19 protein-coding genes are annotated in these 24078 nt (G+C 63.4%); 8 read left to right on the forward strand and 11 right to left on the reverse strand.

Annotated features, from left to right (window positions below; genetic code table 11):
* Positions 1-38 precede the first annotated feature (38 nt).
* Positions 39-1190: a tRNA 2-thiouridine(34) synthase MnmA gene (mnmA, locus tag SALLO_RS0107430; RefSeq protein ID WP_022835682.1), complete on the reverse strand. Its 1152-nt coding sequence runs from the start codon at positions 1188-1190 to the stop codon at positions 39-41.
* 221 nt (positions 1191-1411) lie between these two features.
* Between mnmA and SALLO_RS0107435 the strand changes: the two genes are divergently transcribed.
* From SALLO_RS0107435 to SALLO_RS15940, 3 genes are read left to right on the forward strand one after another with little or no spacing between them, the layout of a single operon-like run.
* Entirely contained in the window at positions 1412-1831 is a 420-nt protein-coding gene (locus SALLO_RS0107435; RefSeq protein WP_022835683.1) for an acyl-CoA thioesterase, read from the forward strand.
* 26 nt (positions 1832-1857) lie between these two features.
* The gene (nadC, locus tag SALLO_RS0107440) at positions 1858-2736 is read left to right on the forward strand and encodes a carboxylating nicotinate-nucleotide diphosphorylase (protein WP_022835684.1); all 879 of its coding nucleotides are present in this window, start codon (positions 1858-1860) and stop codon (positions 2734-2736) included.
* A gap of 21 nt (positions 2737-2757) precedes the next feature.
* Entirely contained in the window at positions 2758-3999 is a 1242-nt protein-coding gene (locus SALLO_RS15940; RefSeq protein WP_022835685.1) for an MFS transporter, read from the forward strand.
* Positions 4000-4021: 22 nt separating this feature from the next.
* On the opposite strand, the gene SALLO_RS0107450 is transcribed toward SALLO_RS15940, so the two are convergent.
* Entirely contained in the window at positions 4022-4435 is a 414-nt protein-coding gene (locus tag SALLO_RS0107450) for a hypothetical protein (RefSeq protein ID WP_157621333.1), read from the reverse strand.
* 436 nt (positions 4436-4871) lie between these two features.
* Here SALLO_RS0107450 and SALLO_RS0107455 point away from each other — a divergent pair, with 436 nt between their 5' ends.
* The gene (locus SALLO_RS0107455; RefSeq protein WP_022835687.1) at positions 4872-5204 is read left to right on the forward strand and encodes a hypothetical protein; all 333 of its coding nucleotides are present in this window, start codon (positions 4872-4874) and stop codon (positions 5202-5204) included.
* A 4-nt stretch (positions 5205-5208) separates the two neighbouring features.
* Here the strand turns inward: SALLO_RS0107455 and SALLO_RS0107460 are convergent, their stop codons facing one another.
* The 5 genes from SALLO_RS0107460 to SALLO_RS0107480 form a co-directional block, all read right to left on the reverse strand.
* Positions 5209-6033: a class I SAM-dependent methyltransferase gene (locus SALLO_RS0107460; RefSeq protein ID WP_022835688.1), complete on the reverse strand. Its 825-nt coding sequence runs from the start codon at positions 6031-6033 to the stop codon at positions 5209-5211.
* Positions 6034-6095: 62 nt separating this feature from the next.
* Positions 6096-7262 (reverse strand): MFS transporter, encoded by a 1167-nt coding sequence (locus SALLO_RS15945; protein ID WP_022835689.1) that lies wholly within the window; start codon positions 7260-7262, stop codon positions 6096-6098.
* A 157-nt stretch (positions 7263-7419) separates the two neighbouring features.
* Positions 7420-7803 carry a DUF779 domain-containing protein gene (locus tag SALLO_RS0107470; RefSeq protein WP_022835690.1) on the reverse strand — a complete coding sequence of 128 codons (384 nt, stop codon included), beginning with the start codon at positions 7801-7803 and terminating at the stop codon, positions 7420-7422.
* Positions 7804-7864: 61 nt separating this feature from the next.
* Entirely contained in the window at positions 7865-8905 is a 1041-nt protein-coding gene (gene adhP / locus SALLO_RS0107475) for an alcohol dehydrogenase AdhP (RefSeq protein WP_022835691.1), read from the reverse strand.
* A 257-nt stretch (positions 8906-9162) separates the two neighbouring features.
* A complete protein-coding gene (locus SALLO_RS0107480; protein ID WP_022835692.1) occupies positions 9163-10698 on the reverse strand; it encodes an aldehyde dehydrogenase family protein in 1536 nt (511 codons plus the stop codon).
* Between the two features lie 321 nt (positions 10699-11019).
* Between SALLO_RS0107480 and SALLO_RS0107485 the strand changes: the two genes are divergently transcribed.
* The 4 genes from SALLO_RS0107485 to aroQ all read left to right on the forward strand — a co-directional run bounded on the left by SALLO_RS0107485 (position 11020) and on the right by aroQ (position 13573).
* Entirely contained in the window at positions 11020-11955 is a 936-nt protein-coding gene (locus SALLO_RS0107485; protein ID WP_022835693.1) for a helix-turn-helix domain-containing protein, read from the forward strand.
* A gap of 94 nt (positions 11956-12049) precedes the next feature.
* Entirely contained in the window at positions 12050-12337 is a 288-nt protein-coding gene (locus SALLO_RS0107490; RefSeq protein WP_022835694.1) for a hypothetical protein, read from the forward strand.
* Positions 12327-13127: an MBL fold metallo-hydrolase gene (locus SALLO_RS0107495; RefSeq protein ID WP_022835695.1), complete on the forward strand. Its 801-nt coding sequence runs from the start codon at positions 12327-12329 to the stop codon at positions 13125-13127. The genes SALLO_RS0107490 and SALLO_RS0107495 overlap by 11 nt, the downstream gene beginning before the upstream one ends.
* A gap of 2 nt (positions 13128-13129) precedes the next feature.
* Positions 13130-13573, forward strand: a complete 444-nt coding sequence (aroQ, locus tag SALLO_RS0107500; protein ID WP_022835696.1) for a type II 3-dehydroquinate dehydratase — start codon at positions 13130-13132, stop codon at positions 13571-13573.
* Between the two features lie 184 nt (positions 13574-13757).
* Here the strand turns inward: aroQ and xseA are convergent, their stop codons facing one another.
* The 4 genes from xseA to SALLO_RS17755 all read right to left on the reverse strand — a co-directional run bounded on the left by xseA (position 13758) and on the right by SALLO_RS17755 (position 24037).
* Positions 13758-14954, reverse strand: coding sequence for an exodeoxyribonuclease VII large subunit (xseA, locus tag SALLO_RS0107505; RefSeq protein ID WP_022835697.1), 1197 nt, complete (start codon positions 14952-14954; stop codon positions 13758-13760).
* A gap of 98 nt (positions 14955-15052) precedes the next feature.
* Complete coding sequence (locus SALLO_RS0107510; RefSeq protein WP_022835698.1) at positions 15053-15454, reverse strand: RidA family protein; 402 nt, start codon at positions 15452-15454, stop codon at positions 15053-15055.
* Positions 15455-15578: 124 nt separating this feature from the next.
* Complete coding sequence (locus SALLO_RS0107515; protein WP_022835699.1) at positions 15579-16700, reverse strand: hypothetical protein; 1122 nt, start codon at positions 16698-16700, stop codon at positions 15579-15581.
* A 53-nt stretch (positions 16701-16753) separates the two neighbouring features.
* Positions 16754-24037 (reverse strand): Ig-like domain-containing protein, encoded by a 7284-nt coding sequence (locus tag SALLO_RS17755; RefSeq protein WP_169577901.1) that lies wholly within the window; start codon positions 24035-24037, stop codon positions 16754-16756.
* Positions 24038-24078 lie beyond the last annotated feature (41 nt).

The raw sequence follows: 24078 nt of genomic DNA on the forward strand, positions 1-24078 counted from the left end.
GAGGCGACGCATGGGCACGTGGGGCGTTGGGGGATGGATCACGCAACCGCCTGAGCGGCAGCGGCCTTTTCGTCGTCAACCGCTGTGCCGACCTCGTGGATCCATCCGCCGCCCAGCACGTCGTCGCCGTCGTAGAGCACCACGCTTTGCCCCGCGGTGATCGCGCGCCGCGGCTCGGCAAAGGCAACCTTCAGCACGTCGTCGTCTTCCTGCCACACCAGGCACCCGGCGCCGGCATCGTTGTAGCGGATGGTGCCCCACGCGGGCCGCTCGTCGGTGAGGCGCGGCTCCTTCACCAGATTGATCTCGCGGGCCGTGAGCGTTTGCTGCATCAGGTCTTCCTTCGGCCCCACCGTAATCGTGTTGGTGTCCGGATCGATGTGGGTGACGTACACCCGCTCGCCCAGGGCCAAATCGAGCCCGCGGCGCTGCCCGATGGTGTAAAACGGATAGCCGTCGTGCTGCCCCACGACCGTTCCATCCTTCAGCACAAAATCGCCGCCGCTTACCTCCTCCGCCAGCCCGTCCACGCGGTCTTTCAAGAAGCGTCCGTAGTCGTTGTCGGGGATGAAGCAGATCTCGTACGAGTCGGGCTTGTCGGCGACGCGGTCCAGGCCAAAGTCGGCGGCCATCTGCCGGATGTCCGGCTTGGTGTATTCCCCCAAGGGAAAGATAGACCGTGCCAGATGCTCCTGCGGGAGGCCCCACAGCGCGTAGCTTTGGTCTTTGTTGCGGTCGAGGCCGCGGCTTAGGAGATACCGATCGCGCGCGTCGTCGTGGCGCACCCGGGCGTAGTGCCCGGTGGCAATGTATTCGCAGTCGAGGTCGTCGGCCCGGCGCAGGAGCGCGGCCCACTTGATGTGGGTGTTGCACAGCACGCAGGGGTTGGGCGTGCGGCCGGCCAGGTACTCGTTGGTGAAGCGCTCGATGACCCAATCGCCAAACTCCTCGCGGATGTCGACGATGAAGTGCGGAAAGCCGTGACGCAGGGCGATGGCGCGGGCGTCGTTCATCGACTCCAGCGAACAGCACCCCACCTCTTTGTCCGAACGTCCGCCCGAGGTGGAATAGTCCCATGTCTTCATGGTAATGCCCACCACATCGTAGCCCTGCTCGGCGAGCAAAACGGCCGTCACCGACGAATCGACGCCGCCGCTCATGGCCACCAGTACGCGTCCTTTGCTGCTCATGACGTTCCTATATTCTGCGTTGTCTTGTTGATAGGATCATACGTATGCCACAAGCCGTCAGGCGTTGCACCCGCCGCGCGCGCTTCGTACAGAATCCGTTCACGAGGCCGCAGGGCGTCATTTTATTGCCCGGCACGCCGGGGCCCGCGGCTGTTTGGAACGACCATGCCCGGCTAGAGGTGCCTGCTATCGTTCGGTTGTCACACAGGCTCACGTGTATCGTGTACACCCACACCTATCGTCACCGCGTACGGTACCGCGAATGCGACCCCATGGGCGTCGTGTACCACACGCACTACCTCGATTATTTTGAGATGGCCCGCACCGAGGCCCTCCGCGCCGCCGGGGTGGCGTACCGCACGCTCGAAGAAAACGGCATCATCATGCCGGTGGTTGAGGCATCCGTCGACTACAAACAGCCTGCGCAGTACGACGACCTGCTGGCGGTGGAGGCGATCTTCGAAGCGCTGCCCACCGTGCGCGTGCCGATTCGGTATCGCGTGCGCCGCGCCGAGGCACCGGAGGTGCTGGTTACCGGCCGCACCACGCTGTGCTTTATGGATGCCGCGCGCCGTCGCCCCGTGCGCATCCCTCCGATGGTGCACGCGGCGTTTGCCCCGCACTTTGAATCCACGTCCTGACACGCATCCCTTCCCCTCGCTGCCTCATGCTTCCTCCGTACCTTACCGACGCCTCCATCGATGCCCTCGTCAGCCGTGCCCTCGAAGAAGATGTGGGCCCCGGCGACGTCACCACGCAGGCGACCGTGCCCCAAGGGCGCACCGCGGCCGCTACCCTTACCGCAAAAGAAGCGGGCTGCGTGGCCGGACTCCACGTCGCCGCCCGCGTGTTTTCAACCGTTGACCCCGCGGCCCGCTTCACGCCACAGGTTGCCGACGGCGCCCGCGTGGCGGCGGGCACCGTTGTGGCCGGGGTGCACGGGCCGGCGCGGGCGCTGCTTACCGCCGAGCGGCTCGCGCTGAACATCCTGCAGCGTATGAGCGGCATTGCCACGGCTACGCACCGCATGGTGGAGGCTGTGGGCGCGCATGACGTTGACATCCTCGACACCCGCAAAACGGCCCCCGGCCTGCGCACGCTCGATAAGTGGGCGGTGCGCCTGGGCGGCGGCACCAACCACCGCCTGGGCCTCCACGACCTGATCTTGATCAAAGATAACCACATCGCGGCGGCGGGTGGCATTGCCGAAGCGCTCGATGCGGCAACGCGTGCCGCCAATGGGCGGGCGATCGAGATTGAGGTGCGAACCCTCGACGAGCTCGATGCCGTGTGCACGCATGGCGGCGCCCAAATCGTGCTTCTCGATAACATGGCCGTGCGCACCGCGGATGGCTCCGTGGACACCACACGCCTGCAAGCGGCGGTAGAGCGCGTGGGGGGCCGAATGCGCACCGAAGCCTCCGGCAACGTGCGGCTCGATACCGTGCGTGCCATTGCCGCCACCGGCGTCGATGCCATCTCTTCCGGAGCCCTCACCCACTCCGTACGCGCGCTCGACCTGTCCATGCACATGGATCTGACGTAACCATCATCTGCTGCTGTGCCCATGAATGCAAACGACCGTGCCATCACGGCTCTGGTGGCGCTGGCCCACGGGCTGGTGCATACCTACGAGCTGTCTATCCCCATTTTTATGACGATCTGGCTGACCACGTTCGACGTGTCAACCGGCACGCTTGGACTGGCCGTTAGCACCGGGTACGCCCTTTTTGGCCTGGGGGCGTTGCCCGGCGGCATCTGGACCGACCGGGTGGGCGCGCGCCCTCTGATTGTTGGGTGTGCGGCGGGCATGGGCGGTGCGTTTTTGCTTCTTAGCGTGGCGCAGTCGCTGTGGACGATCAGCGGGGCGCTTATGCTGTGGGGCGCAGCGGCTAGCGTTTACCATCCGGCTGGGCTGTCGCTTGTCAGTACGGGAGCGCAGCAACGCGGCCATGTGCTTGCGCTGCACGGCATGGCCGGAAATGCGGGCATCGCGCTGGGCCCCCTTGCGGCCACCGTACTCCTCCTTTTTATGGACTGGCGCTGGGTGGCGGTGGCATTGGCGCTCCCTGCATTTGCGGCCGCCTTCTATGCCTGGAATGCCTCGTTCGATGCGCATGCGGCCGAGACGCGCGTGCCGTCGCGTGCAGCCAGCACAAAAGGATCGTCGTGGGCCGCGTTGTGGCAGTCGTCGCGTACGCTACTGGCCACGTCGTTTGCTGCGGTATTCGCCATCGTCATGTGCTCCGGGCTTTTTTACCGCGGCGCCCTTACATTTCTTCCGGATATGCTGGAGCAACTTGTCACCTTCCGGTTGCCGCTGAACCTGGAAGCCGGCCGCTACATCTACGCTGGGCTGCTCATTGTGGGCATGGCCGGACAGTATGCGGGCGGGCGTCTGACCGATCGCTTTCGCACCGAGCCGGCGATTGCCGTGGCCCTGGGGCTCCTTGCCGTCGTTGGCGCGGTGTTCTACCCCGTGGCGCAGTTGAGCACCGTGGCGCTGATTGGCATGAGCGCCCTGCTGGGCTTTTTGCTCTTTCTGGTGCAGCCGTTGTATCAGGCCACCGTTGCCGAGCACACGCCCACACCGCTGCGCGGGCTGTCGTATGGCTTCACGTACCTTGGCGTCTTTGGCGTGGGCGCGCTGGGCGCAGCGCTCACCGGCTGGCTCCTGGCACGCTACACCCCGGTCGTAATGTTTGGCGTCTTGGCACTCATTGCCCTGATCGGCAGTGCCATCGCAGCCGGCCTCGCCCTCTTCCCCAAAGAAAAAGCTGCCGCGCCCTCAACGGACCCGGCAGCTTGATGCGAGAACCACTTGTCACCTGCTACTGATCGGTGCTGGCCGTCTGCGGCGGGCCGCTGGGCGGCACCTTGCCCAAAATGATTCGCATGTCTTTGCGATCATAATGCGGCAACTCCAAAACGGCCGGACCAATTTCTGCAATCACCGACTCTGCTGTTGCAATCTGCTCGTAGATGGAGCGTGAAAAGTAGGCCGTCACTACTTCCAAAACGGTGTCTCCCACGTTGCGCACCTTCGTCTTGATGCGCAGCGGCTGAAGCGTCCGTCCATTGACCTTCAATGTCATGTTGCCAACGTTCGCCATGCCCGTTTCCTTATCGGCAAAGCCATAAAACGCCGTACCCCAGGTGTGCAGTCCGTCTTTCGGGTTGTATGTGTAGATCGCCTGGAAACCGGCGTCGTTGCCCGGGTACGTGTCGATGGTTATATCGCGCATCGCCGTACTTTCGATCGTCTGAACGCCCGTGATGGCACTCGTGCTCGACTCAACCTTCTGAGCCCGCACCGGCGTAAAAGCGGTTCCAAGGAGCAAGAATAGAGTTGCTACTGTCGCTATGCGCATGGTCCAATGGAAGTTTTGTGGCGAAGCCGCTACGTATCGTCTTTCACACTACAAAGTACGTGCCTAAAACTTGACGAGACCTCTATACGGCGAACCCTTGTGTGGTCTCGTCGCGGACGCTTGTCGTGCACGGTTTACTTTGTGAAAAACAATTCAATGTGTTAACGATGATTACGGCGCTTTGATCCGAAGGCGCATATCACAAGCCAGAAAGAAGCGCAACGATGCTGTTCTGCACCGAACGCGCCCTGTCTTCTATGATTCAACAGTTTGAATTAGCGCTTTTTGTACGCATCGTTTCGCCCGTGTCATGACAATTCATCCTGCCGTCCAGAACTTCTTCGACGAGGCGGCCCTCAGTCGCGAAGCGGTCGCCTGCTTCGCGAAAGCAGCAGCCCAGCAAATCATTGACGAGAGCCAATCGACGGCGCAACCGCTGAGAGGGTTGGTGTACGATGTATCGACCGGCTTTTACGACGACGGCACCCCGCAATGCTCCATACGCCCCGATGCCTCGGATCCTACGGCGCTGGTCTTTGAGGGGCAGTTTCGGGTAAACGATAGCGAAGACGTGGTGGCGCGTCGCAAAGTATTCTCTGAAGCCAAAGCGCTCGACATGGCCCAGCCGTCGTTGGATGCGTAGCCGCTCAGTTTTTGGGCTTCTGCGCGATTACGATTACGCCTGTGCCTGTCTCGTTTTCGTGCGCCACGTCGCGGGCGTTGAGCCACAGCCCTATCGGCAGGGCCACGATGTAGTAGAGCGGCAACACAACGAGCGACGCCCATGTGGCCCCAAGCCACTGCATGGGCCGTTTAATCAGCCAGCGCCAGGCCGTTGCGCCGTACGGGCCGTACGTGTACCGGCTCACCACCGGCGCTAACCCTGCGGCGCGGAGCTTATCTTCGAGCGCTTCGAGGTTGTACCCGTCGCGCACATGCTCCCCGATAAAGCTCTCGTCATTTTCCGATTGCACATCGGAGCCGCCCTGATCGGAGGGCGTGTTGATGATGACGTGCCCGCCGGGCCGTAGCACGCGCGCAAAGTGACCAAACACGGCGCGGTCATCGGCGATGTGCTCCATCACATCCACCGACATAATCAGGTCGTACGGCCCTTCTGCCTGCAGATCGGTCAGGTCATCGTGCCGAAAGTCAATCTGCGGCCCCACCGGGGTTTTCTCGACAAAGGCCCGGGCGCGCTGCAGGTAGATGTCTTTGACGTCCACCGCATCAACGTGCGCATTGGGGAAGTTTTTCGCCACGAAGTAGGCATACTGTCCGAAGCCCGTGCCTGCATCCAGCACGCGCACAGGTTCGGTTACCGGATAGCGCTGCAACAGGCGACGCACATCGCGGCGCACGTACCACGCACGCAGGAAAAGCATGTTGAGCACCCCGTAGAAGAGGCGTTGCAACAGCGGGTGCCGCGCCACAAAGCGCCCCATGCGATCTTTAATCGGATCGTAATCCATACCGGCAAAACTGTTGAGGGAAACCGCGCGCTGCCTCCACGCAGACCGTTGGGCAATGGTCCCTACGACACGATGAGAAATTGAACGAGGCCCGCGAGGAGCCCCGCCCCGAGGGCCGCCGCCCCAAACACGGCCGGGGCCCCGCCCCACTGCAGCAGTCCGCCCATCAGCAGCGGCCCAATCGTTTCGCCGATGCGGAGCGCGGTGCTGTTGAGGGCCAGCGTAACCGCCCGCGACTCGGCGGGCGCCGCGTCTACGAGCAGGTTTTGCAGTGCGGGCTGGTTGATGCCCTGCCCTACCCCAAACAACACCGCACCGCTCACCACGCCCGCCCACCCAGCGGCGGTGGCCAGTAGCGCAAACGCCAGCGCGTTGCAGCCAAGCGCCGCCACAAGCCAACGCGCCAGCGCACCGTGCGCTTGCAAGCGGCCAAGCTGCGTGGCCATCGCCGCACTGGCCACCGACGTGAGCGCGAGCACGCCCCCGCTAAGGACCGATGAGGCCGCCAGGTGCCGGCTCATCAACACCGGCAGGTATGTGAGGTACGCCCCAAACAGCAGCGTAAACACGCCTGCGCTCACAATCAGCACGTGGAGCACGCGCGGCCGGGCGAGGCCCTCGCGCACCACGCGCCCGTAAGTTTGCAACGTTTTGTGCTGCGTGGGCGGGTGCGGATCGAGTCCCCACGCGACGCCCGCTGCCACGGGCAGGGCCAGCACGGGAAGCGCAAACGGCAGGTACCACGCGAGCGCCGCGAGTGCACCGCCCAGGGCCGGGTACGCCGCCGTAGAGATGCTAAGGGCCGTTGCGTTGTAGCCAATGGCCGTCGTGCGACGCGCGCCGTCGTACCGATCGCCAATGATGGTAATGCTCAGCGCAACGAGCGGTGCCGCCGCCGCTCCTTGAACCGCCCGGAGCGCCACCAGCAGCGGAAAGGAGCGGGCAACGGCGCACGCCGATCCGGCCACCGCAAACACCACCAACGCCGCCACCAGCGCCCGCTTGCGCCCCCACCGGTCGGCCCACACGCCCACCAGCGGTGCCGAGGCAATGCCCGGCAGTGCGTAGGCCGTCACCAGCCAGCCCGCCACCACTTCGCTGATGCCAAGCGCTTGCATCATCGCCGGAAACGCCGGCGTGATGCTCGACACGTTGCCCACCGCCACCGTTGTTACGGCAAACAGCAGCAGCAACCGGCGGTCGCGCAACAACGCAGCAGCGGATTTCATCGGACGGCGGAACGCATGAACGGCTTACGCACGTCGGCTCCAAACCAACAGGCACATCCAGCGGTCCGGTGCCGGCCGCAACAATGCTGCGACGCCTTCAGGAGCTGATGCGATGCCCCACGCTCCTCGCCTGCCCACGAGCATTTCTGCCGCCCGATCAGGTATGCACCGCCTCCACCGGCTCCAGCCGATCCACCTCCTCGTCCGTAAACAGCCGCGAGCGGATCACAAATCGTACGCCCATCGGAATTTCCAGCGAGAAGCTTGCGCCACGGCCTTCTTTCACATCCAGCGTGAGCTGCATGTGCTTCCAATAGGCAAACTGATCGCGCGCCATGTAAAACGGACACCCGTACACCTCGCCCAGCTTTACGTCGCTGTCGCCCAGCCGAAAGTCGCCCTGCTCAAAGCACATGGGCGACGAGCCGTCGCAACAGCCGCCGCTTTGGTGAAACATCAGGGGGCCGTGGCGCTCGCGCACTTGATCGATGACGGCCTTTGCGTCGTCGGTTACAATAACTCGGGGCACGGGAGTCTCCATGGTGGCGTCGGTCGGTTTGGTTGAGAAAGCGAATGTCAAGCGGTGAGCGGCTGGGGAGATGCTACGCTGCACCGTTTGTCATGTCGAGCACGACGCGTCCCGTGATGTCGCCGTGGCGCATGCGGTCAAACACATCGTTGATATCATCCAGTGGAGCGGTGGATTCGACATGGGCCTGCACGAGGCCGTCGGCCGCGAAGTTAATGGACTCCTGCAAGTCGTTGCGCGTGCCCACGATGGATCCGCGGATCGTGACGCCGTTCAAAACGGTGTCGAAGATCGGAAGCGGGAAGTCGCCCGGCGGGAGGCCGTTGAGAACGAGCGTGGCCCCTCGACGCAGCGTGTCGAGCGCCTGCCGGAATGCGGGCGTCGAGACGGCTGTTACGAGAGCGCCGTGGACACCGCCAATCTCATCCTGCACGACGGTGCCCGGATCTTGGGTTTTCGCATTGATCGTGAGGTCGGCGCCCAGTTCCTCCGCAAGCTTCAGCTTCTCGTCCGCAATATCCACAGCGACGACGCGCATGCCCATTGCCCGGGCGTACTGCACGGCAAGATGGCCGAGCCCGCCGATACCAGAAATGAGCACCCAGTGACCGGGCTGCACCTCAGTCACCTTCAGGCCCTTGTATGTGGTGACCCCAGCACACAAAATCGGCGCGAGTGAGACAAAGTCAGGATCGTCGGGCAGAACGCCAACGTACTCGGGATCGGCCACGACATAGTCTGCGTAGCCGCCATCTACGCTGTAGCCAGCGTTTTCTTGTTGGTGGCACAGTGTTTCCCAGCCACCGCGGCAGTGCTCGCACACGCCGCATGCGGTGTACAACCAAGGGACGCCTACGGCATCGCCTTCTTTAACGACTGTCACGTTGCGGCCCACACCGGCTACGTAGCCCACGCCCTCGTGGCCAGGGATTAACGGCAGTTTTGGCTTCACGGGCCAGTCGCCATCTGCAGCATGTAGATCTGTGTGGCAAACGCCACTAGCCTGCACGTTTACGAGGATCTCATCGGGGCCGGGTTCGGGAGTGGGGTGGTCTTCAATCGAAAGCGGTTTGCCGAATTCATGAACAACCGCAGCTTTCATCTTCTTTGACATTGGAACAAGGTCAATCGGGGAAAGAGGTTGTGAAGCAATGAATTATAGAAACGGCCTCGGCACCAGCACGAGGTCGCACTGGTGCCAGGTATGCCGTATCTATCTTCTATCGATGGGAAGACCGATCCGCGAAAGATCCGTCTTCAACATTGGCCTATCATCCTGAGCGCGGCGCGAAATCTCCGCTGAAGCAATAGGCTGGAAGGCGCAAGACCGCCGTACCGAGCTCAGGATGAACCGCCATAACGCTTTGAGGTCTAGAAGAAGCCCATTGCGTTCTTATCGTAGCTGATGAGCATGTTTTTGGTCTGGCGGTAGTGGTTGAGCATCATCTTGTGGTTCTCGCGCCCAAATCCGCTCTTCTTGTAGCCGCCAAAGGCTGCATGGGCCGGATACAAGTGGTAGCAGTTCACCCACACGCGGCCCGCTTTAATCGCACGCGGCACCTGGTACAGCTGGTGCGCATCGCGCGTCCACACGCCGGCGCCAAGGCCGTAGAGGGTTTCGTTGGAAATCTCGATGGCCTCCGCCTCGTCTTTGAACGTCGTCAGGCTCGTCACCGGCCCAAAGATCTCTTCCTGAAACACGCGCATCTGGTTGTGCCCCTTAAAGATCGTGGGTTCGATGTAGTAGCCCTTATTGACGGGCTCGCCATCGCCGCCTGCGGCCACAGCCAAGCCCTTCGCCTTGGCCACCTTGCCGCCTACAAGCACTTCAGCGCCCTCCTGGCGCCCCACCTCAAAGTAGTTTTTGATCTTCTCGTACTGGTCGTTTGACGCCTGCGCGCCCACCTGCGTTTCGGTGTCTAGCGGGTTGCCCACCCGGATGTTCTTCACCCGGTCGACCACCGCCTCCACAAAGTCATCGGCAATGGACTCTTGCACCAGGATGCGGCTCGGGCAGGTGCACACCTCGCCCTGATTCAGCGCAAACATGGCGGCGCCTTCCAGGCACTTGTCCCAGAACGCATCGTCGGCGTCCATCACGCTCTCAAAGAACACGTTGGGGCTCTTGCCGCCCAGCTCCATCGTCACCGGAATCAAGTTCTCCGACGCGTACTGCATGACGAGGCGGCCGGTGGTGGTTTCGCCGGTGAACGCCACTTTGGCAATGCGCTCGCTCTTGGCCAGCGGCTTGCCCACCTCGGGCCCAAAGCCCTGCACAATGTTGAGCACGCCCGGCGGCAGCAGATCCGCCTCGTCAACCAGCTTTATCCACTCCATGATGGAGACCGGCGTTTGCTCGGCCGGCTTCACCACGGTGCAGTTTCCCGCGGCCAGGGCCGGCGCAATCTTCCAGGCGGCCATCAGGAGGGGGAAGTTCCACGGAATGATTTGCCCCACCACGCCCAGCGGCTCGGGCACGTGCATGGCTACCGTATCGCTGTCGAGCTCTGCGACGGAGCCCTCTTCAGCGCGAATCACGCCCGCAAAGTACCGGAAGTGATCCACCACCAGCGGCAGGTCGGCGTTGAGCGTTTCGCGGATCGGCTTGCCGTTGTCTACCGTGTCGCAGCGCGCGAGAAACTCCAGGTTCTCTTCGGTAAGATCGGCAATCTTGTTCAGGATGTTGGCGCGTTCGGTGGCCGAGGTGCTGCCCCATGCCTCGCGGGCGTCGTGCGCCGCATCCAGGGCCCGCGCTACATCGCTCGCATTCGAGCGCGCCACGCGGCAGTAGTTTTCACCGTCGATGGGCGAGGGGTTGTCGAAGTACTCGCCATCCACCGGGTCCACAAACGCACCACCGATGTAGTTGCCATAGGTGTCTTGGAAATTGGGACGATCGTAAATCATGGGTCGCTCGCTGTCAACAAAAGAAGTACGTGAAGGGACCGAAAGGCTGTGCCGCGTAGTGGTGGCGGGGCCAACGCCCGGGCCGGCATGGGCCAAGCCCCGCACGTAGGCACACAGCTCTCACGGATCATGATTAGTATAGGAAGCGCTTCCATCAATAAACCTTCATATTCTCCCAAAAAGTTGCGCTATTCTCTCAATGCCTAGCGGGCAGCGCGCGGCGCTCTTGTCGCGGGCCCCGGGTTGGGAATCATTTGACGGGCGAAGCGCTTTCAGTACTGCACTCCGTGAATTTTTCTTCACCGCCTTCCTCGTGCTCTCATGGAGGCTCTTGCATCCGCTGCGCCCGCCCCCGGCTCGCTTCAAACACTCGTTGAAAACCGCACGTCGTTCGGCGGCCGCGACATTCAGTTCTCGGTGTACGACACCTACGCCGCGGCGCAGCGGGTGGCCTTGCGGGCGGCCCATCCGTTGTATTGCGGCATGGTCACCGGAAAAAAGGTGGTGCATCTGCCCGATGCCGATGCGGCCCCGTTCGATTTTTTGCCCGGCGAGTCGCTCGTTGTGCCGCCCATGGAGACCATCTACATCGACTTTCCGGAAGCGGACGAAACGCCTACCAAGTGCCTTACGCTAGAGATTGACACCGACAAGGTGCGGCGGCTGGTGGACCGGATGAACGAACAGATGCCCCGCCCTCCCGAGGCCCGTGACTGGTCGGCCGATGAACTGAGCTACTGCCACTTCCAAAACTCGAACGGCATCGAGCGGGTGCTGCTGTCGCTCCTTTCCCTCTTTACCGATGACGAGGCGGGCCCTCACCGCGACACACTCATCGACCTGAACGCCGCCGAGTTGGTCATTCGCATGCTGCAGACGAAGTCGCGCGCCCTGCTGTTGTGCAATCCGTCGGAGCACGCCCCACGCCACGGCCTCGCGGCGGCCATTCAGTACGCCCGCGACCATCTGGATGCGTCGCTCACGGTCGACGAACTGGCAGCCAAGGCGTGCATGAGCACATCGAGCTTCTACCGTTACTTTCGCAATGAACTGGGCATGACGCCCGTGCAGTTCCTCACGCGCGAGCGCATGCGGCGCGCCCGAGAGCTCCTGCGCACCACCGACCGCTCGGTAACGGACATCAGCGACGCGGTGGGCTTTAGCAGCCTCAGCCACTTCATTAGCACGTTCAAGGAGCACGTGGGCACCACGCCAAAGCAGTTTCAACTGCAAAGCACGTCTACACCAACCGCCTGAGCATTAGGTCGAAAGCGTTCGGCGGCCGCGCCCTACCGAAGCGCCCTGCGCTGCATTGGAACCCGGCGCCGCTACGGCTCATTGAGCCCATGCTATGAAACCAACGACCATCTTACAGGAACTCAAGCAGGCCGCCGAGCAGCTGGGCATGGAGGTACGCACCGAGAAAGGCAACTTTCGCGGCGGACGCTGCACCGTGGCGGGCACACCCGTCATCATGCTCAACAAGCGGCACATGCCAGAAGTGCGGCTGCGTATTTTGGCCGACGCGCTGCGCGATGCGCCGCTCGACACCATCTACCTCAAGCCGTCTGTTCGTGATGCACTAGAGGAGGCGTGGGAGCAGCTTGAGACGCCGCCGGAGGCCACGCATGCCCGGTAGTCCCACGCTTGACGTAACCCTCCTGGGCACGGGCACCTCCACCGGCGTGCCCGTGCTGGGGTGCGACTGCCCGGTGTGCACCTCGCCCGACCCAAAAGACACGCGCCTGCGCTGCGCGGCCTACGTGCGGGCCGGTAGCCTGGGGCTCTTGATCGACACCGGCCCCGATTTTCGTCAACAGGCCCTTACCTACGGCGTGCATCGCCTCGATGCGGTGTGCTACACGCATCACCACTTCGATCATATCGCGGGCCTCGACGACCTGCGGCCCTATTTCTTTCAAAACCGCACGCCCATGCCGTGCTACGGGCCGCCGCAAACGGTGGAGATCCTGCGCGAGAAGTACGACTACGTGTTTGGCAGCGCGCCCTACCCCGGGGCGGCCCGTGTGTATCTGGAGGCGGTTGCGGATGCGTTCTGTGTGGACAGCCGCCACGAAGATGGCGCCGCGGTGCAAGTAACGCCGGTGCCGCTACTGCACGGATCGCTGCCGGTGTACGGCTACCGCGTGGGGCGGTTTGCCTACCTTACCGACGTGAGCACGATTCCCGAAGACAGCTTTGCGCTGCTGGAAGGCCTGGACGTGCTGGTGCTCGATGCCCTGCGGCCCAAGGCGCACCCCACGCACCTCTCGTTCGACGAAGCCGTTGCCACGGCCGAGCGCATCGGCGCCACGCAGACGTTTTTCGTGCACATGACGCACAACGTGCGCCACGCCGAGCAGAACGCGCGGCTCCCCGCGGGCATCGCGTTGGGCTACGACGGCCTCACCTTCACCATCGACGCGTAACCATGGCCCTTTCCCTGCTTATCCTCAACGGTCCCAACCTAAACCTGCTGGGCACCCGCGAACCCGACACGTACGGCACCACCACGCTCGGCGACCTGCAGGCGATGCTGGAGGCGGCCTTTCCGGACGTGCGCTTCCGCTTCGTCCAGTCGAACCACGAGGGCGCCCTTATCGACGCGCTCCACGCCGCCCACCAAGAAGACTATACGGGCGTCGTCTTCAATCCGGGCGGCTACACGCATACCTCCGTGGCCTTGCGCGACGCCATCGCCGCCATCCAGCCGCCGGTCATCGAGGTGCACCTGTCCAACATCCACGCCCGCGAGCCTTTCCGGCAGACCTCGCGCACGGCCGGGGCGTGCCGGGGGCAAATTAGCGGATTGGGCGTGGCGGGCTACCGGCTGGCCGTGGACGCGCTCCGGCGCATAACCGATGCCGCACGCTGACGCGCCGCCTTCGCGGCGCTAGGGGCTGTTTGATGAATGGATATTCAGCCGAGACACAGCGGGCGACGTGCAGGAACGGAGCCCAAACAAGCCCTGTAGCGGCGCTACCGGGCGCGTGCCGCATCCGTTCTGCACAAGATCCGCGAAGAAGCCACAGGCCATGGACATTCTGCCAAACAGCTTCTTACGCCTGGACCTCGACAACGCGCGTACCATCGGCAAAGCGTAGCGTAAGGCGTGTGCCCGGTTCGGCCGCCGCAGCCGTAGGCACCACCGTGCCGTCTCGTTGCACCAGCGCGTAGCCGCGCCGCAGCGGCGCCTCGGGATCGAGGCTGCGCAGCTGTTGCTGCAATGTGGCCACCCGCTGCCGGCGCTCGCGCACCATCGCACGGCCGGCCCGCTGCAAGCGATCCACCAGATGATCGAGGCGCTGCTGCGCGTTGTGCAGCCGCGTGACGGGGCTGTGGAACGCGCGCGATTGCACCAGGCGCTCCACCGCGCCGCGGGCCGTGCGCACCCGGTCGTGCACGTTGGCGCGCATCCGTTGGTGCAAGCCCCGCACCTGCTCACGGAGCTCCTGCTGATCGGGCACCGCAATCTCGGCCGCCATCGAGGGCGTTGCCGCGCGCGCATCGGCCACAAAGTCGGCAATGGAGACGTCCGTTTCGTGCCCCACCGCGCTGATGATGGGCACCGTCGCCTCGGCAATGGCGCGCGCCACCCCCTCTTCGTTGAACGCCCACAGGTCTTCCGTCGAGCCGCCGCCGCGGCCCACAAGGAGAACGTCTGGCCGCCGGGCATCGCTAGCGGGGAGGGCGTCGAACCGCCGGATGGCGCGGGCGATGGCCGTGGGCGCCTCGGTTCCTTGGACGGGCACCGGGCAGAGCACCACCTGCGCCAGCGGATAGCGCCGCTGTAGCACCGTGCGCATGTCGTGGAAGGCCGCGCCGCTTCCGGAGGTGACAATACCCACGGTATGCGGGAACGACGGCAACGACTGCTTCCGCTCCGCCGCAAACAATCCTTCGGCCTTTAGCGTCGCCTTGAGCTGCTCAAACGCAGCTTGCTGTGCGCCGCGTCCGGCGGGCTTCATCACCTGCACCATCAGCTGCAGTTGCCCGCGCTTCTCGTAGATGCCTGCCGCGGCGCGCACCTGCACCCGGTCGCCATCGGACGGCTCAAACGGCAGATGCCGCACCCGGTAGCGCCACATCACGCATTGGATTTGGGCCGCGTCGTCTTTCAGCGTGAAGTAGCAATGCCCCGAAGCGGCGCGGTTAACATTCGAAAGCTCGCCAGCCACCCACACGTCGCCGTAGTGCGCTTCAACGAGCCCATGCAGCTTGCTTGTTAGGGCCTGCACCGACCATACGTCACCCATGCGCTCGCCTGCAACTATCGATTGGGGAAGGGACAATGCGCTGTCTGAACATCCTTCGGGGCGCCCGGCCGGGCAGCCGCAAACGCCTCAGACAACGCCTAGCGCACTGCGACGCACGAGATTTCTACGCGGGCGCCGCGCGGCAGCGAGGCCACCTCTACCGCCACACGCGCCGGCGGCGTCTCGTTGAAGTAGCGGGCGTACACCTCATTCACCTGCGCGTAATCGTTAATGTCGGTGAGGTAAACGGTGCAGCGGACCGCGTTTTCGTAGGTCATGCTTGCCGCGTTAAGCACGGCGCCCACATTGTCAAGCACGCGCTTGGTTTCTTCTTCCACCGAGCCCTCGATCATGCTATCCGTTTCGGGATCGATGGCAATTTGCCCGGACACAAACAGCGTGTGGTCAACCAGAACGCCCTGGCTGTAGGGCCCAATGGCTGCGGGCGCGAGCGGCGTCTTGACGGTGGTGCGCGTTGCGGAAGTAGAAGGCTCAGTCATGGGCGCACGGGAAGGCCAAAAAAAGACGGATGGTTACCCATAACATCTTGGATCCTACGCCCGGGCACAAGCGAATTCTATCTAAAGAGCATGCCGCGGTGCAGCCTGGGCGCGGCCCGTGCCGTCAGGGCAGAAACACGGTGGTACGCAGGCCCACCTCGCCGCCCGTTACGTCGCCAATGGAAACGCCCACATGCGGGGCAAGGCCCCACCGATCACTGACGCGCCACGTCCACCGCAGCTGCGCATGGCCGTAGGTCTGTGCAGGCAACACAATCGACGCATCGTAGTGGGCGCCGCGCAGCAAGACGCGCCCATACATGCCGTACTGAAAGCGGTGGCGATACGCCACATGCACCTGCCCGTGCGAGGGCAACACCCGCTCGGGCGCAAGAGCCGACACGCCCGATCCATCCTGGCGCTGCAGCTCGCCTTGGGCGCGGTACCGGTAAAAGCCCACCACCGCCAGCCGGTCGAAGGCAAACGTGTGCTCGTACCGGAGCGCAAGCGTCCACTGGTTGCCCGGCGAAAAATACGGCTGCTCGTTGGCCGTGTCGGTGGCGTACGTCGAAAAGCTCCCATCCACTGACAGGACATCCGACCGCGAGAGCTGTAGGTCGCCGCCTAGGGTTGCGGTAAACACGTCGCCGGGGTCGTACGTCCCCGCCATTTGTCGGAAGGGGGTGTAGGGCCCAAGGTAGCGGTACGAAGCGCCGAGCCCAAGCACGAAGCGCGCGCCCAGCGGAACGGCCCACGCCACACGAGGCGTAAGGCCCCACCCTTGCCCAAACGCTGTCACCCGGAAGCCATACGGCCCCTGGCTGAGACGCCCGAGGGCCTGTAGCTCTGCCAAATCCCACTGCTTGGTGCCCACCGGCACGTCGACCGCTACTGTAGAAAGCACGCTGCCCGGGACGTCTTCATACACGTAGGTGGCCCCGAGTTGCACGTTGGAAAAGCCTTGCACGTTGGCCGGCGCTCCGGTCACGGCAGCCCCTGCCAGCCGTGCACGCACCTGCCACTGCGGCGTGAGCGGCGCCACCGCCTCCAGCTCTGTACTCCACTGCGTAAACGACTGCCCGGCAACCTCGTACTGTTGCAGCACCGGGCGCACATGCACGCGATACCGTTGCACCCGGCTGCCCAATTGCTCGGCCTGGCCCATGGCCACGAGCGGGGCCACAAGGAGCAGGAGTGCGGCCCACGTTGCGACGCACCATATCCGGAACGGCGTGTTTCCATTCATGGGGTAAGCGCGAGAGAATGCGCGACCTATGTGTGCAGCGTGCATCATGCGTCTTAGCGTACCAGGGTCATCTTGCGCGTGGCCACGAAGTCACCGGCCGTAATGCGGTAGAAGTACACCCCGCTTCCCACCAGCTGCCCGTGCTGGTTCCGGCCGTCCCACCGCACCACGTGGCGTCCGGCTGCTTTTTCTCCGAGCGTCATCCACCGGACGCGCTGCCCCAGGATGTTGTAGATGGCCACGCGTACGGAGCGTTTTTCTTTGAGCGTAAAGGGAAGCGCCGTGCCCTCCTCAAACGGATTCGGGTAGTTGGGCTTGAGGCGGTTTTTGAAGGCGCGCAGCGGTATGCCTTCGCTTTTTTGCTGTGCAAAGGCCTTGGTGCCCACAATCACGCGCAGGCGGCGGGTGGTCTGCCGCGGCGTGAGCGTAATTTCGATGGATCCATTGTCGACGGGGATAAAGGCGCGCTTGTCGAGATCCAACACGTAGCGTTTAAATCCGTCGGGGCGGTTGCCTTGCGGCGTAAGCTGCAAGCGAACGGTGTTGGTTGTAGGGAGCCGCGTCGCGCTATGGGTCGACACGCGCAGGTCCCACACGCGCCCGGCGGGGCTGGGCGGCTGATAGCTGGCTGCGAGCGCGTGGTCGCCACTCACGATTGACGTACGAACATGCGGCGTGCCAATGCTCGGGGCCTTGGCACGATCGTAGGCATCGTAGCTTTGGGCGGCCCCCTCCATAAGGCCCAGCTGCACCGGCTGATCGGACACGCCGCGCGCGGGCCACTGCGTGGTGACCTGCAACGCATACGCGGCCTGCTCTTTCTTCGCGCGGGCATTGGCCGGTGCAGGTGCCCCGGGCGAGGCCGCTTTCGCCGGCAGGGTAATGCGCACCGGGCGCTGGGTGGGGTTGTACACAAAGTAGCCATTCCAGGGCTGCAGCACCGCACGGTCGTAGCGATACTGGCCGTCGGCGTATCCCACCGGTGCGCCAAGGGCTTCCGCACCGGCAACGTCGGCCCAGGCAACAGGGAACGGGTACGGCACGGCAATCTGGCTCCACCCCGGCGGCAGCACGCGCGTTACGCGGCTCGTGTCGCCCGCGGTGGACCGGCCGGCATCTACATCGAACGAGCGCCCATCTTTTGTAATGAGCCATACGGCCCGCCCCGGCGGTAATGCTTCAATGGACCGATAGGCCCGGTACGATTCTGCTTCTGGATCCCATGCCAGCACGCGCCACGTCTCGGGGTCGGCCGTGCCGTAGTCGTCTTCAAATATGCCTTGAATGCTTGAGTCGCGCGGGGCGACGGGCACCGAGACCATCGCGTACGTCTCCGGACGGAACGGACCGGGGGCTTGCAACGGGGCTTCGAACTGCGTGGGCAGCACGGCCGGATTGTCCCGCGATGCGGCAACGCCCCCACGAGGCCAGGCGAGCGTATCCTGGGCCGTGCGGAGCACCACGTATGCCTCCACGCCGCGTATGGTCACCGCGCTATCCGGCAACGGTGCGGTCCAGCGCCCTTCCCCCGCTCCCGTGAGCGGCTGGCGCGTGAAGGCCGACGCGCCCACGGGCCGATACAACAGTGCCTGTTCGCTTGGCACGAATCCACCGGCAACGGTCACCGCCAAAGTCCCGCCCTGCCCCGCCACCAAAGGAGTGGTGGGCGCCACGTCGATGCCGGCCACCTGAGCCGTAAGCGGTACCTGCGCCGTATCGATCGGTGTAGCGATTGTAAGCAGCTCGCTGTACGTGCCAGGCGCTGATGCTTCGAACGCCAGACGAACGTCGCGCGTCGCGTTGGCCGACAGGGTTTGCTCGCCCGTGTCCTCCACGATCGCAAACGCGCTCCCCGTAAGTTGCACGTCGTCGATGGAAAGCGTGCCGGTCCCGCTGTTAGCAATGGTGATAGTTGACACCGGGGCCTGTGCGTCGACGATGAAGGCCCCCAACCCGACCGAGTCGGGCGAAACCGCAAGTATCGGATTGGGCGTCGTAAAGGCGGTTGGGGCACTCGACACGGAGCCCGCCGCATTATCGGCCCGGACACGCACCTCGTACGCTACGCCCGGCACTAAATTCGCAGCCGTAGCGCTGACATCCACCGGCGCAGTGCCCGAAATGGGACTCTGATCCGCCGGTATCTCGGTGGTCGTTCCACCGCCGTCTACCACGAACGTTATCGTCGTGGTCTCCTCGTTCGGATTGACCGAGGCGCTGAACTGCGCGCCCGTGCGCTCCACGTTCGAGACCACCGGCGGATCGGTGATCGTTGCTGCATCCGGTACGCTCGTTACCTCCAGCTGCATCGTAGACGAGGCCGTCTTGCTGCCGTCGCTCACCTCAACCGTAATCTGCGTGGACCCAAACTCATCAGGAGCCGGGGTGACGGTGATCGTGCGGTCGGTTCCACTGCCCCCAAAGGTGATGCTGCTGGGCGGGGCGAGATTCGTGTCTTCACTGGTAGCCGTCACCGTCAGGTCGCCCGCGGGCGTCTCCGCGTCGCCAATGGTAAACGCAATGGGTCCCGTTGTCCCGTCTTCCGGAATTGTCTTATCGGGAATCGCAGAAATCGTCGGCGCGTCATTCGTGCCCGTTACCGTCACGGTCACGGTTGCTTCGCCAGACACCGCTCCGCTTTTGTCTGCGACCGTGTACGTGAAGGTATCGGTACCGCTGAATTCGGAAGCCGGGGTGTACGTGACCGTTCCGGTCTGGCTATCAACAGTGGTTGTGCCATTCGACGGCCCGCTCTGTACCGCCACCGTAGATGTATCAATAATGCCGGCAAGGCCGCTCCCCGCTTCGCTGTCGTTCGCCAGCACGTCGATGGCGATCGGCGTCTCTTCTGGCGTCGTTGCGTTATCGTCAGCTACAGTGGGCGGAATGTTAGGGGTATCGAACGTTAAAGCAGTACTTGTCGTCGCCCGCGCACCGTCGTCTGCCGTTAGGGTGACCTCGTAGGTGGTGCTTGGCGTGAGGCCCGTAACATCAGCGCTTACCGCCACCGAATCGGTACCGGCGAGCGGCGATTGGGCGGCCGTGACGGTCTGGGTGCTTCCGCCCGTCGCAGGCCCATAAGCAAACGTAGCCGACACATTACTGGCGTACGGCACCACCGCGCCGTTAAGGGTCGCGCCCGTGCCCGTCACCGATGTAGGGGCGTCAAGTGCTACGCTGGGCGAGGCCGCTCCTTCATATGCGCCGGCATCCACGGCGCCCGCCTGCACACGCGCCTGGTCGCGGATGTCCTGCGGCAGCGGCTCGGTCGTCTGTCCATCGCCGTCAAGGTCTGCGACATCCAGCGGGAGAAGCGACGCACCGCCCGCGTTGAGCGCAGCCGATGCCCCCAACACCCGCACGTCGTCATCTGCCGTACCCCACTGATTGTCGGCCCCGTTGCCATCAACAAACTGCGGATCTTTCGCTTGAACGCCGCTGCCTACGCCGCTCCAGCCGCCTGCCACAAGGCTGCTGTCGATGCGCACCGTTCCGGCTTTTTGCTCGGCCGGGGCCGCCGCGTTGTTATCCCATAGGATCGCGTTTCCGATACGCACTTCAAATGCCGAGGCATCGACGCCGTCGGCTTGCACCACACTGCCCAATGCGGCGCCGCTCAATCCCTCATTACCCGCAACGGTGACGTTGGTGAACGCGGGCCGCACATAGCCGTCAAGAGTTCCTGTCACGCCCCGGTTGCGCACCACCACGGCCGCGCTATCGGCCATCGCCCGGTTGCCCGTCAGCACGGTGTTGGCAATGGCGGGCGCGAGCCGTGCGCCTTCGGCAATAGCAAGCGCAGCTATTGCCGCGCCCTGGTGTGCTTCGTTCCCCCACACCCGCGCATTGGATATGAAGGGACGCGTGAAACCGTCGCCGGCAATTAGAATACCGCCCGCTGTGTTAGATATGGGGGCTGATGTGCCGCTTGCTACGTTTTGAGACACTTCAACATTGACAAACTGCGCATTGACTTCAGCTGTCGGCCCGAATGTTGCGGCCACAATGCCGGCTCCACCCTCAGCGAAGTTTTTAATGACTCGCAGATTCCTAAACACAGCGCTCACACGTCCGGTGTTTGATGCGGCCACGGCGAGCCCTCCGCCGAATATGCCGGGCACCACCGATGGGGGGCCGGGTTGTGGACTTTCGGCCGTCGCGTGCGCATTGCCTGCCGTGATGGTAAACCCATCGAGGAGGGTCTGAGCACTCAGCGGAAAATCTCCGGCGAAGGACACCGCTGTCACAACGTGGTAGCTGTTATCGGTGGTGTCGGGCTGCGCGCCAAGGTCGCCGCTCAAGACCGTGTTGTTGGTGGCCGGGTCGGGGTTGCGGCTTGCAAGCGTGCCGCCCGGCTGGAAGCCCCCGTAGACCTTAACGTTATCTACGAGCTGAAAACTAAGTGCTTGACTGTCGGCCACAAGCCCCGGGCCGTCATCCGGATAGTAGGTTCCTTCGGCCACATAGATTGCACCCACCGGGTTGCCTGTAGAGGAGCGGTTGCGTGCAGCAGATAGAGCCGCTTGCAACGTACGGTACGGATCGCTCCACGACCCGCCGCCAGCATCATCAGCGGTTGCGGCGGAGACGTAAAGGGTTGCACTGGTTGGGGCAGTTCCGCCCTCAAACGCGCCAATATCTACGCGCATGCCGCTAAGGCGCGGCTGGCCGGCTGCATCGATCGGTAACCGCTCAAAGGTGTCACCGTCGTAGTCAACATCGGAAACATCGGAAGGCACAAACGCACCGGCGTTGATAACCGGTGACGCCCAGTTAACGTGCAGGCTGTCATCGGGCGTTCCAAACGTGTCATCGGCGCCATTGGCATCGCGAAACAGCGGATTGCCCGTAAGAATGGGGGGCGACTGTGCCCCAACGCCTTCCGATCCGCCGCCATCGACAACCCCCCCGCCCCCGCTGATGTCAGCTGCACCATTGGCCAGAAGCACCTGAGAGACCTCAAGCGGCTGCGAGCTGCTGTTGTAGACGGGCGTCCCATTGGCGGCCGTGTTGCTGCGGAAGATCGTGTTCTCAATCTGGAGGGTGTAGTCGCCACGGTTGTCGATGGCCGCGCCACTCACGCTTCCACTCGTGGCTGTGTTGCCTACCACCGTACTGTTGAGGAGGCGCGGCTTCGGACCAAAGGACGAGAAGATGTATGAGCCGCTCTGCACGCCAAGGGCGCCGCCTCGCGCGGCCGTATTGCCCGCAAACACGTTGTTCACGAGGCGGGGGGCCGTAGGACCGTCAGCATCCAGATAGAGCGCACCGCCACCCTGCCCGGCTTCGTTTTGCCGCCACGTCACATTGGTAAAGGCGGGCTCGCCACCCGTAGCAAAAAAGGCGCCGCCGCCGTTTGCCGACGCGTAGTTGTCCCGAATGATGACGCGCGCAAATGCAGGACTCACGCCTGCGTCGGTACCGCCTAACAGTAAAAGCCCACCTCCTACGTTCTCCGGGTACCCGTCCTCGTCAATGTCCGTCCCATCGTTCGCGTATCCGTTGGCAATGGTCACGCCATCTAGGCCCGTGCCCAAATCGGTTATCGGGCTAAAGGTTTGACGCGCCGTTACTACATGATAACTGTTGTTGGTCGCATCGCCGTCCTGCTGAATCTCTCCACTCAAGATGGTGGCGTTGGCTTGCAGGTCGCGATTGCGGAGCGTTTGCCCCCAGGTGGCCGCGCTGAACGTCTCGGTTCCGGCAAAGCCGCCGTACACGGTTACGCCCGGCGTGAGGTTGAAACTAGCCAGGCGGTCATCGGGCGATTGCGCAGTGCCCTCATCCGGATAGTAGGTGCCGGCGGCTACGACGATGCTGTCGTTGGATGTGGCCTGCGCCAACGCATCTTGGAGGTTTGTGAAGGCATCGCTCCACGACGTGCCGTCGCCGGCGCCCGTCGCGCTATCATCCACGTAGAACAATTTGGGGAAGTCTAGCGCGCCTTCGTAGGGCCCAAGGTCGGGCGCTGCCTCCTGGTTGCGAGGCGTACTGCGGATGTCCTGCGCCCAAAACTCGTTGGTTATACCATCACCGTCCAGATCCAACGCGTCAGCGATGATTGAAAAGTCATTATCGAAGCCTACCAGGTCAGAAGTCGCGCCAGCATCCAGCATTGCCGAGGCTCTTCGCAGGCGCAGCCCATCATCAAACGTAAGCCATTGCCCATCGGGCCCGCGGGGCGTGGTGATATTCGACACATCGGCCGACTGCTGCGTTAGCATCCCTCCGTCATTCGTAAAGCCAGCGGGAAACGGCTCATCGAGAAGCGTATGAGCCATCCGTGCGGTGGTTGGCGCATTTGTCACGACATCGGCTCCCGCCGCGCTGCTTGCAAACCAGCTGTTTTGGACGCGCACGTCGGCATTGGCTCCGGCGTACAGGGCGTTGGCGCTCCCCGAGGCGTTGTTTTGCGCAGCACCCACATGAATCAGTTTCAACGTCCCCCCATCCCCGGCCCACAGGGCACCGCCGTCGGTTGCGCTGTTCGCATGGAGCACGGTGTTAACCAGTTTCGCCTCTGTGTCCCCTCCTCCGTTTGCAGCGTAGAAGCCGCCGCCTGTGTTTCCTGCGTTGGACGCGAAAACCACGCGATGGGCGGTTACATTGGCACTACCCGAGTTTGGGCGCACGTACATGCCCCCACCAGCCCCTTTGGCTTCGTTGCCTATCATCTGTACATTGAAGACCCCCACAAACACGCTGGCTCCAGCTGCAACCGACGGCCGCGTGTATATGCCACCGCCATTGGCCGCCTCACCGCTTCCATTGGCATGCCCGCCCGTAATGGTGAGGCCGCGCACCTCTATCGGGGCTCCGTTTGTGCTTGCAGGCACGATCTCTAGCACGTGGTGCGCGTTGCTTCCTGTACGGTCGCCAGGGGCTTGCACAATGTTGTCGCCATCAACAGCGTCATTTTGCTCAATGTCGCCGCTGAGCACCGTGCGGTACTGCTGCGGATCGCGAATGCCGCCGCCCGCCGGGTAGCCGCCCTTTAGCACGATGCCACTGCGCGTGATAGTAAACGATGCCGTGCGGTCTCCGTCTGTCTCCCCCTGTCCCTCATCGGGATAGTACGCGCCCTCGGCAATGTTGATGATGTATGTATCGGCACTCCCCGCATTGGCCTCTGCCAAAGCATCTTGCAGCGAGGTGTACGCGTTGGCGAACGATTCCCCTGTCTCAGAGCCCGTGGCGGAGGCATCGACGTACAGATTCGTGGTGGTTTGGGCGTGCCCCATTGCGCCGCACGCCATCAGCCATGCCATGGCTATGACAAGCCCACGCCCGAGGGCCGTCCAGCGCTGGTTGGTCGGTACCCATTGATGGTTGGACATAAGCCTACGAAGATGCATGAAGGGTAGCATTCAGTACAAGC

Origin of the sequence: Salisaeta longa DSM 21114, assembly GCF_000419585.1 — a bacterium.
In the GTDB taxonomy this organism is placed as follows: domain Bacteria; phylum Bacteroidota; class Rhodothermia; order Rhodothermales; family Salinibacteraceae; genus Salisaeta; species Salisaeta longa.